The sequence below is a fragment of the Streptomyces sp. HUAS MG91 genome (assembly GCF_040529335.1).
In the GTDB taxonomy this organism is placed as follows: Bacteria; Actinomycetota; Actinomycetes; order Streptomycetales; family Streptomycetaceae; genus Streptomyces; species Streptomyces tabacisoli.
Window position 1 is genome coordinate 7,194,186 of sequence record NZ_CP159534.1, and the last position, 13,929, is coordinate 7,208,114.

The following is a 13,929-nucleotide window of genomic DNA, read 5'->3' on the forward strand; positions in this document are numbered from 1 at the left end:
CGGCGGTGGTGTGCTCGGCAGCCCGCCCCGGGAGGTGTCCCATGCGGGTCACGACCGTGCACGGCCCCGGCTTCGCGGAGCTGCGCCCCCTCAAGGAGCCGGTCCTCGTCGCGGCGGACGGCGGCGGTTTCCCCGTCTACCCCGACCTGCCGCACCGGCTGACCGACGACAAGGAGCACCCCGATCCGGGCGGCGTCCTGCCGCACGTGATGGCGACCCTCTCGGCCTACGCCTACGCGGGCTTCGGCCAGCAGAGCGACGCCACGACGGTGGCCACCATGGCGACCCGGCTCGGCCTGGAGAAGAACCGCTGCCGCGCCTTCGAACAGCGCGTCGACGCCCTCTACATCGCGTCCGCGGCGTACCTCGTGCAGGACGCCGACCGCAGGACCGTCGTCCTCTGCTACCGGGGGACCCAGCCCGAGGACATCATCAGCATCCTCACCGACGCCGACGTACGCCCCGACACGCTCCGCGTCGACCTCGGCGACGGCCACGGTCCGTACCCGGTGCACGCCGGGTTCTACCGCAATATGCGTGCCACCCGCTACGCCGTCCTGGACTCCCTCGAACGAGCCGTGCGCGGCGAGTCCATCGACCCCGCCGAACACGGCACGCGCGGCGACGGACTCGAGGCGCTGTACATCACCGGGCACAGCCTGGGCGCCGCGATGGCCGCGCTGATGGCAGTCACCCTCCTGCACGAACCGGCCTACGCCCCCGTCGCCCGCTGCCTGCGCGCCGTCTACACCTTCGGCCAGCCGATGCTCGGCGGGCCCGCGCTCGCCGCCGCCTGCGAGAGCGCCACCGACGGCCACGGCGGCCACCCGCTGCGCGACCGGCTCCTGCGCTACATCTACGACCGTGACGTGGTGCCCGCGCTGCCGCCCCGCCCCGTCGGCCCCTACGCCCCCTTCGGCCGGGAGTTCCACTTCCGCCGGGCCCGGCAGGGACTCGACGCGGTGTTCACGGCCACCGCCGACGCCGCCGTCGAGGCCGTCGCGCTCCCCGGTGACCTGCTCACCGGCGCCGACCCGCTGCGCCGCCTGAGGCGCATCGCGACGGTGCCGGAGCGGGCCGCGGGACACGGCTGGGTGGAGTGCCGCGCCCCGGCACCGCCCTACGCCCAGATGGACAGCCTCGCCGGGCTCGCGGTGGTGGCGCCGCTCGCTTTCCTCGCCGCCCGGCTCGCGCTGACCCGGTCCCTGCCCTTCAAGTACTCCTTCGAGGACCACGGGCCCGGCCACTACGTCAACGCCCTCGCCCCGCCGGGGGTGTTGAGCGAGTTCGGGGACCACCTCTGACCACGGCACCGGCGAGATCCCTGACAATTGTCACGGGTGGATCGTGGACCGGCTCACTGTCTGCCGGGGGGCCGCCGGTCCGACCATCACGGTATGACTTCCACGAACCCGCCCCACGAGGCGCACCGCACCGTTCTCCGTCCGGCCCGGCTGCTCGTCGGCTGCTATCTGACTGTCAGCGTCGCGACCCTCGGCGCCGTCTTCCTGCTCCGCCACCACCACGGCGTCGTCGACGACGCGGTGTGGACCCGCAGCGTCATCGTCGTCGCCAGCGCCCTGCTCACCCTGCTCTTCGTCACCCGGGCCGCCAGAGGCTCACGCGGCGCCTTCCGCCGGCTGCGCGTCGTCACCGCCGCCATGACGGTGGCCATCGCCGTCATCGTGGCGCTGCCCGGCCTGTTCCCCGTCTGGCTGCGCGTGGAGCAGAGCGTGTGCGGGCTGCTGCTGCTCGCCGTCGTGGTCTCGGTCAACGGCCGCGAGACCCGCGCGCTGTTCCGTTCGTCGTGACGCGGAGCCCGGCCGCGCACGGTGTTAGCGTGCCCGCCATGGAGGCGCGGGGCACACCGGAGGCGAGCGACGATCCGCAGCGCTGGTCCCAGGGCTGGCGGCGGACGGTGCTCGCCACCGGCATGCTCGCCTACCCCGCGGTCACCGCCGTCGGCATCGCCCAGTATTCCTCGGGAGCGGCCCGGGTCGCGGGAGACGCGGTCGTGGCCGTGTTCTGTGTCGCCTACGTACTGGCGACGATCAGCGTCGCGCGCGGGAACGAGCGGACCCGGTCACTGGCCTTCGTGCCGCTGACCGTCCTGTTCCTGGCCGCCCTGCCGTTCGCCCACGAATACGCGTTCTTCCTGTGCACCGTGATCATCTCGTTCGCCGCGCTGCACTGGCGGCGGTACGCGGCGGCGCTGATCGGCGGCGGGGCGCTCGCCGCCGTCGTCGTGCCGTGGCTGGTGCGGCCCTGGCACAGCGGGCCCGGCTGGCTGGAGGCGGTCGCGCTCGTCTTCACCGCGCTGACCGTGTCCGCGTTCGCGGAGATCGCCGACTCCAACCGGGCGCTGGTCGAGGCCCGCGCCGAGGTCGCCCGGCTCGCGCAGCTCACCGAGCGGGACCGGATCGCCCGCGACCTGCACGACCTGCTCGGCCAGTCGCTCACCGTCATCACCGTCAAGAGCGGCCTCGCCCGCAAGCTGGCCACCGCCGGATCGCCGCGCGCCGTCGACGAGATCGCCGAGGTCGAGCAGCTGTCCCGGCAGGCCCTCGCGGACGTACGGGCCGCGGTCACCGGCTACCGCGAGGTGACCCTCGCCGGTGAACTCGCCTGCGGCCGCGAGCTGTTGCGGGCGGCCGGGATCACCCCCGAGCTGCCCGCCTCGACGGAGTCGGTGCCCCCGGACCGCCAGGAACTCTTCGGCTGGGCCGTGCGCGAGGGCCTGACCAACGTCGTCCGCCACGCCCGCGCGGCCCGCTGCACGGTGACGCTGTCGCCGACGTCCGCCGAGATCGCCGACGACGGCACCGGCGCCCCGGCCGCCCCCGGCAACGGGCTGACCGGGCTGCGGGAGCGGGTGGCCGCCGCCGGGGGCCGGGTGGAGGCGGGGCCGCGCGAGAGCGGCGGCTGGCGGCTCAAGGTGACGGTTCCAGCGGCGGACGAGGACGGTGCGGCATGAGGCCCGGAACGCCGCCCCCGGAGGGACACCCCGTGATCAGGCTGCTGCTCGCCGACGACCAGGACCTCATCCGCAGCGCCCTGTCCGCGCTGCTCGACCTGGAGAGCGACTTCGAGGTCGTCGCCTCCGTCGACCGGGGCGACAAGGTCCTCGACGCGGCCCGTGCCGCCCGCCCCGACGTGGCGCTGCTCGACATCGAGATGCCGGGCCTCGACGGCCTCGCGGCGGCCGCGCGGCTCACCGCGGAACTGCCCGGGTGCCGGGTCGTCATCCTCACCACGTTCGGCCGGGCCGGATATCTGCGCCGGGCCATGACGGCGGGCGCCGTCGGCTTCGTGGTCAAGGACGCCCCGCCGGAGGCGCTGGCCGACGCGATCCGCCGGGTCGTGCGTGGCGAACGCGTCGTCGACCCGGACCTCGCCGCGGCGACCCTCGCCGCGGGCGACTCACCCCTGACGGCCCGCGAACGGGACGTCCTGGAAGCGGCCCGCCCCGGCGGCTCGGTGGCGGACATCGCGGCGGCCCTCTTCCTCTCCGAGGGCACCGTGCGCAACCACCTGTCCTCGGTCATCGCCAAGACGGGCACCCGCAACCGCATGGAGGCGCTGCGCACGGCCGACGAGCGCGGGTGGCTGTAGCGGGCCGGGCCCCGCGTGCTCAGCGCATGTCCGCCGGGCGTTCGGTGCCCTCGAAGGGGAAGCGGTGGCGGAAGTCGTCCGCGGCGTCCTCCAGCGTCACGAAGGAGACGCCCTCGTGCCCGGACACGTACTCGATGAAGCGCTCCAGCATCAGCAGCACCTGCGGGCGGCCGGAGACGTCGGGGTGCAGGGTGACCGGGACGACGGCGTAGTCCAGCTCCCGGTGCACCCAGTCGAACTGGTCCTTCCAGTCCTGCTCCAGGGCGCGCGGTGAGACATAGCCGTGGCTGTTGTGGCTGTGCTTGTTGAACATCATGGGCGGCAGGTCGTCGACGTACCAGTTGCCGCAGAACTCCACGAGGTCGACCTCGTGGCCGTGGACGAGGGGCTTCATCCAGTCCTTGGCCTCCGCCGTGTAGTCGATCTTCGTCCAGGAGTCGCCGACCCGGGCGTAGAAGGGAGTGAAGTCGCGGTAGTTCTGCGAATGGTCGTACGAGAAGCCGTACTTGTGCAGCAGCGCGGCCGTCGACTCCGACATCTCCCACCAGGGCGCGACATACCCCTTCGGCCTGCGGCCCGTGAACTGTTCGATCAGCTCGACCGACTTGGCGAGGACGTCCTCCTCCTGCTGCGGTGACATGGCGATCGGGTTCTCGTGCGAGTAGCCGTGCGCGCCGATCTCGTGGCCCGCCTCGACGACCATCCGGGTCTGCTCGGGGAACGTCTCGACGGAGTGGCCCGGGATGAACCACGAGGTGCGGATCCCGTACCGCTCGAACAGCTTGAGCAGGCGGGGCGTGCCGATCTCACCGGCGAAGACGCCGCGCTGGATGTCGTTGGGGGAGTCCTCGCCGCCGTAGCTGCCGAGCCAGCCGGCGACCGCGTCCACGTCGACGCCGAGCGCTATCCGGATGTCCTTGGTCATGGGGAACCACTCCTCAGGGTCGGGGTGTCGGTGGGTCAGGCGAGGTGGGCCGTGAGCCGGTCGGCCGCCGCGGCGAGGGCCTCCCGGTCGGCGGCGCCCCAGTCCCGCTCGCGCAGGCTGTGCACCGAGATCCACCCGGTGAGCGCGCCGTCGCACTGCACGGGCGAGAGCATCTGGGCCCGCACCCCGTACACGTCGACGAGGGCCCGCGGCGGGTGCGGGGCGGCGCGGAAGTGCGGCTGGACCAGCGGACGGCGCTCGGCCTCCAGCCACTCGACGGTGTTCAGGCGCCGCTGGTCGAGGGAGGCGTCCCGGCGGATCGAGCGCACGCCGTCGCGCAGCGCCTCGCCCGCGGTCAGGTCGACGTGCAGGCCGTGCTCCGGCAGATCGACGCGGAACGTGGTGCGGTCCGCGCCGGTGGCCCCCAGCAGATCCGTCAGGACCGACTGGACGCGGGCGCGCAGGCTGCCGTCGCGCAGCAGCGTGCCGTGGCCCGGCCAGGAGGGCGTGGCTCCCGCGAGGTCGACAGCCCGCCACAGAGTGGCCGTCACCGAGTCGAACACCGGGATGCCCAGGGCCTGTTCGAGACGTTCGGTCTCGCCGGCGCCGTGCACGTTCGTGCAGACCACGGCGACCGCCTGGGCGCCGTCGGTGGCGGCCCGCCCGATCTGCGCGGCCACGTCGGCGGCCGGGATCCGGGCGAAGGCCTCGTTGTCGTCCTCGCCGAACGGCTCGGCGAGGACGCACTCCAGGCCCTCCTTCGCATACGTCGCCACGATCGCCTCGGCGACGTCGCGGGTGTACGGCAGGGCGAGGCCGAGCCGTGTCACGCCGTACGCGGCGCAGGCGTCCAGCAGCGCGAGCGTCGACGTCGTCGCCGGGACGCCGGTCTCCGCGGTGAGCGCGGCGGCGAGCGCCCGGTCCCGCTCGACACCGAGCCAGGAGCCGGAGGTGCCGTTCCAGACGAGGACGTCGACCTTGGCGTCGGCCAGCTGCCGGGCCGCCGCCAGCATCGGCGCGGGGTCGAACTGGGCGTCGCTGCCGGCGTCCAGGGCGATCCGGGTCACCGGGACCCGGGCGAAGTGCGCGGTGACGGAACCGGCGGCGCCCCGCAGCAGCGCGTAGGTGACGGGCTCCAGAGCGGTGTTGGACGACGGGGTGAGCATGCCCACGCGCAGCGGGCGGTTCTCGCTCATCGGACGGCGAGCCTCCTCGAATAGTCGATGACCAGGGACGAGACGGTGAACAGGGCGCCCGCGCCGACGAAGTAGAGCAGCGCCCAGGTGTAGGAGCCGGTGCCGCCGACGATGAAGCCGACGGCGATCGGGGTGACGATCCCGGCGATGTTGCCGGACAGGTTCATGGCGGCGCCGACCACACCGGCGTTGGCCCGGCCGCCCAGCGTGGACGGCAGCGCCCAGTACAGGCCCGCCCAGCGCAGGAAGAACAGGACGACGGAGAGCAGCACCACGGCGGTCGTCGCGTCCGGCACGAGGACGACGCCGAGCAGCCCCGCCATCACGGCCCCGCCCGCGATCCCCATCAGGGTGCGCTGCACGGTGTTGGCGCCACCGCCGCGCGCCCGCCAGAGGTCGCTGAGCCAGCCGCCGATGAGTTCGCCGACGAACCCGGCGCCGAAGATGACGAGCGTGGACCAGCCGATCGACTTGATGTCGAAGCCCTTGGTCTCCGAGAGGTAGAGCGGGCCCCAGGTCAGCAGCCCGTAGAAGACGCCGTTGAAGCCCATCCAGCCCAGGCACATGCCCCAGAAGGAGCGGTGCCCGAGGTAGTCGGTGAGCCGGGCCGGGCGGTCGTCGCCGGGGGCCAGCGCGTCCTCGGCGGCGTGCCCCCGCTCGATGTGCTCGGCCTCGGCGTCGTTCACGCCGGGGTGCTCGCGCGGGGTGTCGCGCAGGAACCACAGGGCGAACAGGCCGACGGCCACCGTCGCGGCGCCGGCCACCACGAAGCTGAGCCGCCAGCTGCCGGTCCAGGCGATCAGTCCGGAGATCGCCACGCCGCCGAGGGCGGTGCCGAGCGGGGCGCCGCCGTCCATGAGGACCGCGCCGCGCCCGCGCTCCGCGGCGGGCAGCCACTGGGCGTTGAGCTTGCCGCCGGCCGGCATCACCGGCGCCTCGACGGCGCCGAGCGCGAGGCGCGCGCCCAGCAGTGAGCCGACACCGGTCGCGGCGGCCGTCAGCGCGGTCGCCGCTCCCCAGCCGGCACAGGCTCCGCCGACCATCCGGCGCGGCCCGAACCGGTCGATGAGCCGGCCCGCGGGGAGCTGCATCAGCGCGTACGTCCAGAAGAAGGCGCTGAGCACGAAGCCGGTGACCTCCTTCGACAGGTGGAGGTCGTCGGTGATCAGCGGCAGGGCGACCGAGACGGAGCCGCGATCGATGTAGTTGAGCGTCACGACACCCAGCAGGAGGAGGAACACCTTCCAGCGGGTGCGGGTGCGGGTGCGGGTGCGGGTGGGCCGGGCGGTACCGGTTCGCGGGGGTTTCGGGCCCGCGCCGGTGGCGGGGACAGGGTTGGCTGACGACATGTCACACCCTCGGTTCGGCAGGGGACGTGCTGCGGAAAGGGCATGCCGCGCAGGGCCGCGAAGGCGGCCCGGCGGACAAATGGCAAAGCTCTTGACGTGCTCGTTCTGCGCTATGGCATACCAAAGCATGCGGACGGGGCTGCCCCGCGTCAACCCGTTGGTATACCGTGAGCGCGAATTGACGGGGAGGCAACATGGCACCTGCGGGACCCGGTGACGCCGGCTGGCTGCGCGACCAGGTGTGCGAGGGCGTCAGGGACCGGATCATCGACGGCCGGCTGCGCCCCGGCGACCGGCTGGTGGAGCGGGACGTGGCGGAGGAGTTCGGCGTCTCCCGCATTCCCGTGCGCGAGGCCATCAGGGTGCTGCTCAGCGAGGGCTTCCTGGAGGCCGCCTCGGCCCGCAGGATCGTCGTCAAGCAGCTGTCGTTCCAGGACGTGCTCGACCTGTTCGACCTCAGGGAGGCGCTGGAGGTCGTCGCCGCCCGCCGGGCCACCGAACGTGCCGGGCAGAGCCAGATCGACGCGCTGGGCCGGCTCCTCGCCAGCGCCGACAAGGCCACCCGCGGCGGCCGCGCCGACCGCATCTCGCGCGCGAACAACGCCTTCCACCACCACATCGTGGAGATCGCGGGCAACACGCTGCTGGCGTCCACGCTCCAGCCGCTTGAGGGCCGGATGCGCTGGCTGCTCCAGCAGGTGGACGACCCGCACGCGGTGTGGGAGGAGCACAGGGCGCTCTACGAGGCCATCGCCGCGCACGACGTGGACCTCGCCGCCGACCGGGCCCTGCGGCACGTCCGCCACTACCGCGAGGTCGCCCTCGCGGTGCTGTTCGACTCCCGCCCCGCGGTCACACCCCCGCCCCGCTGACCCGCCGGGCGCGGGCCCCCCGGCTCACGCCAGCTGCCGCCGCACCAGCTCGTGCAGCCGCCCGCCCGCGTCCCGCAACAGCTCCTGCGGCGCGCCCTGCTGGACGACACGGCCCCCGGACATCACGACCACCCGGTCAGCGTCCAGCACGGTCGACAGCCGGTGGGCGATGACGATCCGCGTCGCGTTCAGCTTGCGGGTGCTGTCGATCACCGTGCGCTGCGTCTCGTTGTCCAGCGCGCTCGTCGCCTCGTCGAAGAAGAGCAGGCGCGGGCGCCGGATCAGCGCCTGCGCGATCATCAGGCGCTGGCGCTGCCCGCCGGAGACCGCGCCGCTGCCCGCGATCAGCGTGTGCAGCCCCATCGGCATCCGCCGGATGTCGTCGGCCAGCCCCGCCATCTCCGCCGCCTCCCACGCCTCCTCCTGCGTGAACGACTCGGCGCCGCAGATGCAGTCGAGGATCGATCCGGTCAGCGGCTGCGCGTTCTGCAGCACGACCCCGCACTGCCGCCGCACCGCCGACTGGTCGAGCGCGGTCAGGTCCTGGCCGTCGTAGAGCACACTGCCGTGCGTGGGCGCGTCGAAGCCGATCAGCAGGCGCAGCAGCGTCGACTTGCCGCAGCCGCTCTCGCCGACCACCGCCACGAACTCGCCGGCGCGCACGGACAGCGACACGTCGTCGAGGACGAGCGGGCCGTCGTCGGTGTACCGGAAGGACAGGCCGCGCGCCTCCAGGGCCCCGGTCAGCTCGCCGGGCCGGCCCGCCGCCTCGCGCACCTCGGGCTCCGCGTCGAGCACCGGCTTGATCTGCTCGTACATCGGCAGCACCGCCGCCGCGGAGATCAGCGCACCGGTCAGCTGGGTCACCGACGTCAGCAGCATCGTCACGGACGTGTTGAACGTCAGGAACGACGCCGCCGACAGCGAACCGCGCGCGGGACCCGCGAGCAGCATGAACATCAGCAGCGAACACAGCGGCAGATACACGGCGTTGAGGACCGTCGTCACGTTCTTGATACGGCCCGCGCGCCGTTGCAGCTCCCGGCTGCGCGCGAACTGCTCGGCCCACGCCGCGTACGCGAAGCTCTCCGCGCCCGCCACCCGCAGCTTCGGCAGCCCGCGCAGGGTCTGGAAGGCCTGGTTGTTGAGCCGGTTGCCGAGCTTCACCAGGCGGCGCTGCCAGCGCAGTTCCCACAGGCCGAGGGTGAGGAAGAGCGCCGCGACCACGGCCAGCATGCCGAGTGCGGCCAGCGCGAGCGGCACGCTGTGGACGAGGAGCAGGACGAGGTTCATCACGCCGATCGTCGTCGCCTGCACCACCACCGGGCCGACCCCCGAAAGGAGCCGCCGGATCGCGCTGATGCCCATCGCCGCGCTCGCCAGCTCACCCGTGGAGCGCGCCGCGAAGAAGCGCGTCGGCAGCCGCAGCAGGCGGTCCCAGACGGCCGGCTGGAGGACGCTCTCCACCCGGCCCTCGACCCGCAGCACGGTCAGGTTCTGCACCAGCGTGAACGCCGCCGACACCACTCCGGCGACGACGACCGCGAGGGAGACCTGGGTGACGAGATCGGTCTGCGCGTTCGGGACGTAGGTGCCGAGGACCTGGCCCGTCGCGATCGGCACGAGCGCGCCCAGCGCCACCGTCACCAGACCGGCGAGCAGCAGCCGGCGCACATCGCCGCCCATCGCGCGCAGACTGAACCGGGCCAGCCGCCAGGGGCTCAACCGCCCCTCGGGCAGCGGCCGGTAGAGCAGCACGGCCCGCTCGTCGAAGTCCTCGGCGTTGTCCTCGTCGATCCGGGTGCGGCGCTCGCCCGACGGGTGCACCGCCTCGTAGCCGCCGCGCCGCCACAGCAGCGCGACCGGCGCCCCCGACGCGGCCCGGAAGCCGACCAGGGGCCCCGAGTCCTGCCGCCACCAGTCGCCGGTGAGCCGCACCGGGCGGGTCCGGATCCGGGACGCCAGCGCGATCTGCTCGACCGGGTCGATCCGGTCGCTGACCGCGCCGCCGCGCCCCGGGTCGACGAGCGTGATGCCCGCCGCGCGGGCCACCACCTCGCAGGCCGCGTACGTCGCGTCGACTCCGGCCTCCGTGCCGCGGGCCCGGCGCCGCTGCGTCCCGATGGAGGCCAGCAGCGTGCGGTCCGCCTGCTCGCGGACGGCCTCGCCCGCGCGGATCCCCGCCGCCGCCCGGTCCTCGTGGGCGCTCTCCATCCGCTCGATCCAGCGGTCGAGCGTCGAAAGCAGCCGGTACTGCTGGTTCACCATGCGCTGCCACAGACCGCCGTCCACCAGCAGATCGGCGGCCGCGTCGGCCGCGTACGCGGAGCCGTACTGCACGCTGCCGGGGGAGAGCTGCGGCCACAGCACGTCCTCGTCGGTGACGGCGTCCTCGGACATGCGGCCGTCCCGCCCGTTGAGCGGTGCCTCGAACAGCACCCGCTGCCCGCGCCCCACCCCGAGCGCGAACGCCTCCTCCAGCAGGCTCCACGTCATGTCGTACGAGCCCTGCGAGGCGTCAGCGCTGTAGGGGAGCTCCCGCAGCGGCACCCGGCGCACCGTGCAGCCCGCCAGCGGCCGCCCCACCAGGGTGTGCTGGGTGCCCTCGACCGGACCGAGCAGCAGCGTGCCCGGCTCCAGACGGCCGAGGAAGTGCCAGTGGCCCTGCGCCAGGACGTCCACCGCGAACAGGTCGAGCGCCCCGCCCGCGACGAGCCACAGCACCTGCGGCCCCTCCAGCGGCAGACTGCGCAGCCCGGCACAGTCGACCGGCGCGCCGAGCCCGCCGAACGCGGCGACGACCTGGTCCGAGGAGGTGAACTCCGGTTCCGTGTACGTCACTTCAGTGCTCCCTGACCAGCTCGGCATAGGCTCCGCCCGCCGCCACCAGCTGCTCGTGGCGGCCCCGCTCGACGATCTGGCCCTGGTCGAGGACCACGATCTCGTCGCTGTCGCGGACGGTGGACAGCCGGTGGGCGATGACGACGCAGGCGCAGCCGCGCCGCCGGATGTTGTCCATCACGATCTGCTCGGTCTCGGCGTCGAGGGCGCTGGTCACCTCGTCGAGCACGAGGACGCTGGGGCGGCGCACCAGCGCCCGCGCGATCTCCAGCCGCTGGCGCTGCCCGCCGGAGAAGTTGCGGCCGTCCTGCTCGACCCGGCCGTGGATCCCGCCGGACCGCCGCGCGACCACGTCGTACAGGCACGCGTCGCGCAGCGCCTCCATGACGGCCTCGTCGGTGATCGAGGGGTCCCACAGCGCCACGTTGTCCCGGACCGTCCCCTCGAACAGGAAGACGTCCTGGTCGACGAAGGAGACGGACGCGGCCAGCGCGCCGCGCGGAATGTCGTCCAGGCGCCGGTCGTCGATCCGGATGACGCCCTCCCAGGGCGCGTACAGCCCCGAGATCAGCCGGGACACCGTCGACTTGCCGCTGCCGGACCCGCCGACCAGCGCGACCTGCTGCCCGGGCCCCACCGTGAGGGAGAAGCCGGAGAGCAGCGGCTTGTCGAGCGGGCTGTAGCCGAACGTGATGCCGTCCAGCTCGACCTGCCCGCGCAGCCGCCGCGTGCTGCGCACCTGCTCGGGCCGCGCGTACAGGCTGTCGACGGGAAAGTTCTCCACGTCCTTCAGGCGGGCCACGTCCGCGGCGAAGTCCTGGATACGGCCCGCGACCCCGTTCAGCCGGGTGATCGGCGCGGTGAACCGGGTGACCAGCGCCTGGAAGGCGACGAGCAGGCCCACCGACAGATGCCCCTCGATCGCCCGCAGCCCGCCGATCCACAGGATCAGCGCGCTGTTCAGCGTCGCGAGCGCCGGCGCGACGATCCCCAGCCAGGCACTCGGCACCCCGAGCCGCTGCTGCTCCTCCAGCGTCGTCGCGTGCTGCCCGGCCCACTTGCGGAAGTAGCCGTCCTCGCCGCCCGTGGCCTTCATCGTCTCGATCAACTGAAGCCCGGTGTAAGAGGTGTTGGTGAGCCGCGCGGAGTCCGCCCGCAGCTTCTGCGTGCCCGTCGCGCGCAGCCGGACCACGATCCGCATGGCCACCACGTTCAGCAGCGCGATCCCGACGCCGACCATCGTCAGCTGCGGGTCGTACGTCCACAGCAGCGCCGCGTACAGCAGCACCACGATGCCGTCGACCCCGGCCGCCGTCAGATCACGGGCCAGCGTCTCGGCGACCGCGTCGTTCGACTGGAGGCGCTGCACCAGATCGGCCGGGCTGCGCTGCGCGAAGAAGGTGACGGGCAGCCGCAGCAGATGCCCGAAGAACCGCGCGCTGCTCAGCGTGGAGGAGATGACGCGGCCGCGCAGCAGGTTCGCCTGCTGCAACCAGGTCAGCGCCGCCGTCAGCGCCACCATCGCGCCCATCGACGCGAACAGCGCACCCAGCAACGACGTCTGATCTCCGATCAGGAACAGGTCGATGTACGTCTTGCTGAGCGCGGGCACCGCCGCGCCCACCGCCACCAGCAGCAGGCTCGCGAGCAGCGCGGCGAGCATCGTGCCCGTCGTGCCGCGCAGCCGCCCGGGCAGCGCCTTCAGCACGCCGGGCCGCCGGCCGCCGGCCGTGAACCCGTCGCCCGGTTCAAGGACCAGGACGACACCGGTGAAGCTGGAGTCGAAGTCCTCCATCGGCACGAACCGGCGGCCCTTGTCGGGGTCGTTGATGGACACCCCGCGCCGGCCGAACCGCCGAGTGACGCCCTCGTAGACGACGTAGTGGTTGAACTCCCAGAACAGGATGGCCGGACCCTGCACCTCGGCGAGCGCGGCGGGCTCCATCTGCATGCCCTTGGCCGTCATCCCGTAACTGCGGGCCGCCTTCAGGAGATTGCTGGCCCGGGAGCCGTCCCGCGAGACGCCGCACGCGATGCGCAGCTCCTCCAGCGGCACGTGCCGGCCGTGGTGCGCGAGGACCATCGCCAGGGCGGCGGCGCCGCACTCGACGGCCTCCATCTGGAGCACGGTCGGGGTGCGCACCGTGCGGCGCCGCTTGCGCGGCGGGGGAGCGGGCCGGGCGCGACGGCGGCCGCGGCCCGCGGGCGGAAGGGAGGTCGTCGTCACGGCAGCAGCCAGTCGATCGGGCGCTGCGCGGCGAGGTGCACGGCGCCGGAGGTCAGGGTCATGGAGGTGAGCGCGTACGGCGGTCCGTCAACGGTCGACCAGGCGTAACCCGACCTGGTGGAACCGGACTTGGTGAGCTGGACGAGGACCGGCACGCGCGTGCCGCCCTTCGTGAACTGTCCGGCCAGCTCGCTGTCGCCGAGGAAGTCGGCGACCTGCCGACGCGTCTGCGGGGCGCGGCCGACGGCCTTCACCGTGCCGCGCAGCACCCCGTAACTCTGCGCGGCGGGCACGGTCAGGTCGACGGAGGCCCCGGCCGGGATGTCCGCAGCTCCGGTGGCGGGCACGTAGACCATGGCCACCAGCGGATCGCGGGCGGAACCCGTCTTCTCCACGGTCGCCACGTCGGCGCCGGTGCGCACCACCGACCCGATCCGTGCGACGAGCGCGGTGACGCGCCCGGCGTCGATGGCCCGCACGGCCCGGTTCCCGCGCTCCGTACGGATCTTGAAGAGGACGGTGTCCGCGGCGACCCGCTGCCCCTCCTTCACGTACACGCCGGTGACCTGGCCCGTCACCGGGGTCTGGAGCACGTAACTGCCCTGCCCGTAGGTGAGGATGCCGCTCGCCCTGAGCGTCGACGACACCGACCCGGTCACCGCCCACACGGACGCCGCCGCCATCACGACGATGGTGACGGCGAGCGCGAGCAGTCCTTGCGGCCGGGCGAGCCGCACCGGGAGGTCGAGGCTCTCGGGTGACTGCAGTTTGGACAGGGCCTGTTGGCGGAACTGCACGGGGGTCTTCCCTTACGTCGCTGAAGCCCGGGCGCGCGACACCGTCGCCCGGACGTGCCCGTAGGCCCCGGGACGCGAAGTCCCGGGGCCTGGGGCGCGCGGCCCGTCAG

Annotated in this window: 11 protein-coding genes; 5 read left to right on the plus strand and 6 right to left on the minus strand. The window is 73.3% G+C overall.

What is annotated here, in order from left to right; all coding sequences use genetic code 11:
• Window positions 1-41 precede the first annotated feature (41 nt).
• The 4 genes from ABII15_RS32520 to ABII15_RS32535 all read left to right on the plus strand — a co-directional run bounded on the left by ABII15_RS32520 (window position 42) and on the right by ABII15_RS32535 (window position 3,612).
• Window positions 42-1,304, plus strand: a complete 1,263-nt coding sequence (locus tag ABII15_RS32520; protein ID WP_353945853.1) for a hypothetical protein — start codon at window positions 42-44, stop codon at window positions 1,302-1,304.
• A 93-nt stretch (window positions 1,305-1,397) separates the two neighbouring features.
• Entirely contained in the window at window positions 1,398-1,811 is a 414-nt protein-coding gene (locus ABII15_RS32525; protein WP_353945854.1) for a hypothetical protein, read from the plus strand.
• Window positions 1,812-1,849: 38 nt separating this feature from the next.
• The gene (locus ABII15_RS32530; protein ID WP_353947272.1) at window positions 1,850-2,974 is read left to right on the plus strand and encodes a sensor histidine kinase; all 1,125 of its coding nucleotides are present in this window, start codon (window positions 1,850-1,852) and stop codon (window positions 2,972-2,974) included.
• Window positions 2,971-3,612: a response regulator transcription factor gene (locus ABII15_RS32535; protein ID WP_353945855.1), complete on the plus strand. Its 642-nt coding sequence runs from the start codon at window positions 2,971-2,973 to the stop codon at window positions 3,610-3,612. Before ABII15_RS32530 ends, ABII15_RS32535 begins: the two co-directional genes overlap by 4 nt.
• A gap of 19 nt (window positions 3,613-3,631) precedes the next feature.
• Here ABII15_RS32535 and ABII15_RS32540 read toward each other — a convergent pair whose 3' ends face one another.
• The 3 genes from ABII15_RS32540 to ABII15_RS32550 are packed head-to-tail and all read right to left on the minus strand — an operon-like array spanning window position 3,632 to window position 7,082.
• A complete protein-coding gene (locus tag ABII15_RS32540; protein WP_353945856.1) occupies window positions 3,632-4,537 on the minus strand; it encodes a polysaccharide deacetylase in 906 nt (301 codons plus the stop codon).
• A 35-nt stretch (window positions 4,538-4,572) separates the two neighbouring features.
• Entirely contained in the window at window positions 4,573-5,733 is a 1,161-nt protein-coding gene (locus tag ABII15_RS32545; RefSeq protein ID WP_353945857.1) for a GAF domain-containing protein, read from the minus strand.
• The gene (locus tag ABII15_RS32550; RefSeq protein ID WP_353945858.1) at window positions 5,730-7,082 is read right to left on the minus strand and encodes an MFS transporter; all 1,353 of its coding nucleotides are present in this window, start codon (window positions 7,080-7,082) and stop codon (window positions 5,730-5,732) included. The genes ABII15_RS32545 and ABII15_RS32550 overlap by 4 nt, the downstream gene beginning before the upstream one ends.
• 194 nt (window positions 7,083-7,276) lie before the next feature.
• On the opposite strand from ABII15_RS32550, the gene ABII15_RS32555 reads away from it, so the two are divergent.
• Window positions 7,277-7,954 (plus strand): GntR family transcriptional regulator, encoded by a 678-nt coding sequence (locus ABII15_RS32555; protein ID WP_353945859.1) that lies wholly within the window; start codon window positions 7,277-7,279, stop codon window positions 7,952-7,954.
• 24 nt (window positions 7,955-7,978) lie between these two features.
• Here ABII15_RS32555 and ABII15_RS32560 read toward each other — a convergent pair whose 3' ends face one another.
• The 3 genes from ABII15_RS32560 to ABII15_RS32570 are packed head-to-tail and all read right to left on the minus strand — an operon-like array spanning window position 7,979 to window position 13,819.
• Window positions 7,979-10,795 carry an NHLP bacteriocin export ABC transporter permease/ATPase subunit gene (locus ABII15_RS32560; RefSeq protein ID WP_353945860.1) on the minus strand — a complete coding sequence of 939 codons (2,817 nt, stop codon included), beginning with the start codon at window positions 10,793-10,795 and terminating at the stop codon, window positions 7,979-7,981.
• 1 nt (window position 10,796) lies between these two features.
• Window positions 10,797-13,022, minus strand: a complete 2,226-nt coding sequence (locus ABII15_RS32565) for an NHLP family bacteriocin export ABC transporter peptidase/permease/ATPase subunit (protein ID WP_353945861.1) — start codon at window positions 13,020-13,022, stop codon at window positions 10,797-10,799.
• A complete protein-coding gene (locus ABII15_RS32570) occupies window positions 13,019-13,819 on the minus strand; it encodes an HlyD family efflux transporter periplasmic adaptor subunit (protein WP_353945862.1) in 801 nt (266 codons plus the stop codon). The genes ABII15_RS32565 and ABII15_RS32570 overlap by 4 nt, the downstream gene beginning before the upstream one ends.
• Window positions 13,820-13,929: the final 110 nt, after the last annotated feature.

Excerpts from the sequence above, each read along its gene's own strand:
- ABII15_RS32520 (WP_353945853.1), top strand. The coding sequence starts at position 42 with ATGCGGGTCACGACCGTGCACGGCCCCGGCTTCGCGGAGCTGCGCCCC.
- ABII15_RS32525 (WP_353945854.1), top strand. The coding sequence starts at position 1,398 with ATGACTTCCACGAACCCGCCCCACGAGGCGCACCGCACCGTTCTCCGT.
- ABII15_RS32530 (WP_353947272.1), top strand. The coding sequence starts at position 1,850 with ATGGAGGCGCGGGGCACACCGGAGGCGAGCGACGATCCGCAGCGCTGG.
- ABII15_RS32535 (WP_353945855.1), top strand. The coding sequence starts at position 2,971 with ATGAGGCCCGGAACGCCGCCCCCGGAGGGACACCCCGTGATCAGGCTG.
- ABII15_RS32540 (WP_353945856.1), bottom strand. The coding sequence starts at position 4,537 with ATGACCAAGGACATCCGGATAGCGCTCGGCGTCGACGTGGACGCGGTC.
- ABII15_RS32545 (WP_353945857.1), bottom strand. The coding sequence starts at position 5,733 with ATGAGCGAGAACCGCCCGCTGCGCGTGGGCATGCTCACCCCGTCGTCC.
- ABII15_RS32550 (WP_353945858.1), bottom strand. The coding sequence starts at position 7,082 with ATGTCGTCAGCCAACCCTGTCCCCGCCACCGGCGCGGGCCCGAAACCC.
- ABII15_RS32555 (WP_353945859.1), top strand. The coding sequence starts at position 7,277 with ATGGCACCTGCGGGACCCGGTGACGCCGGCTGGCTGCGCGACCAGGTG.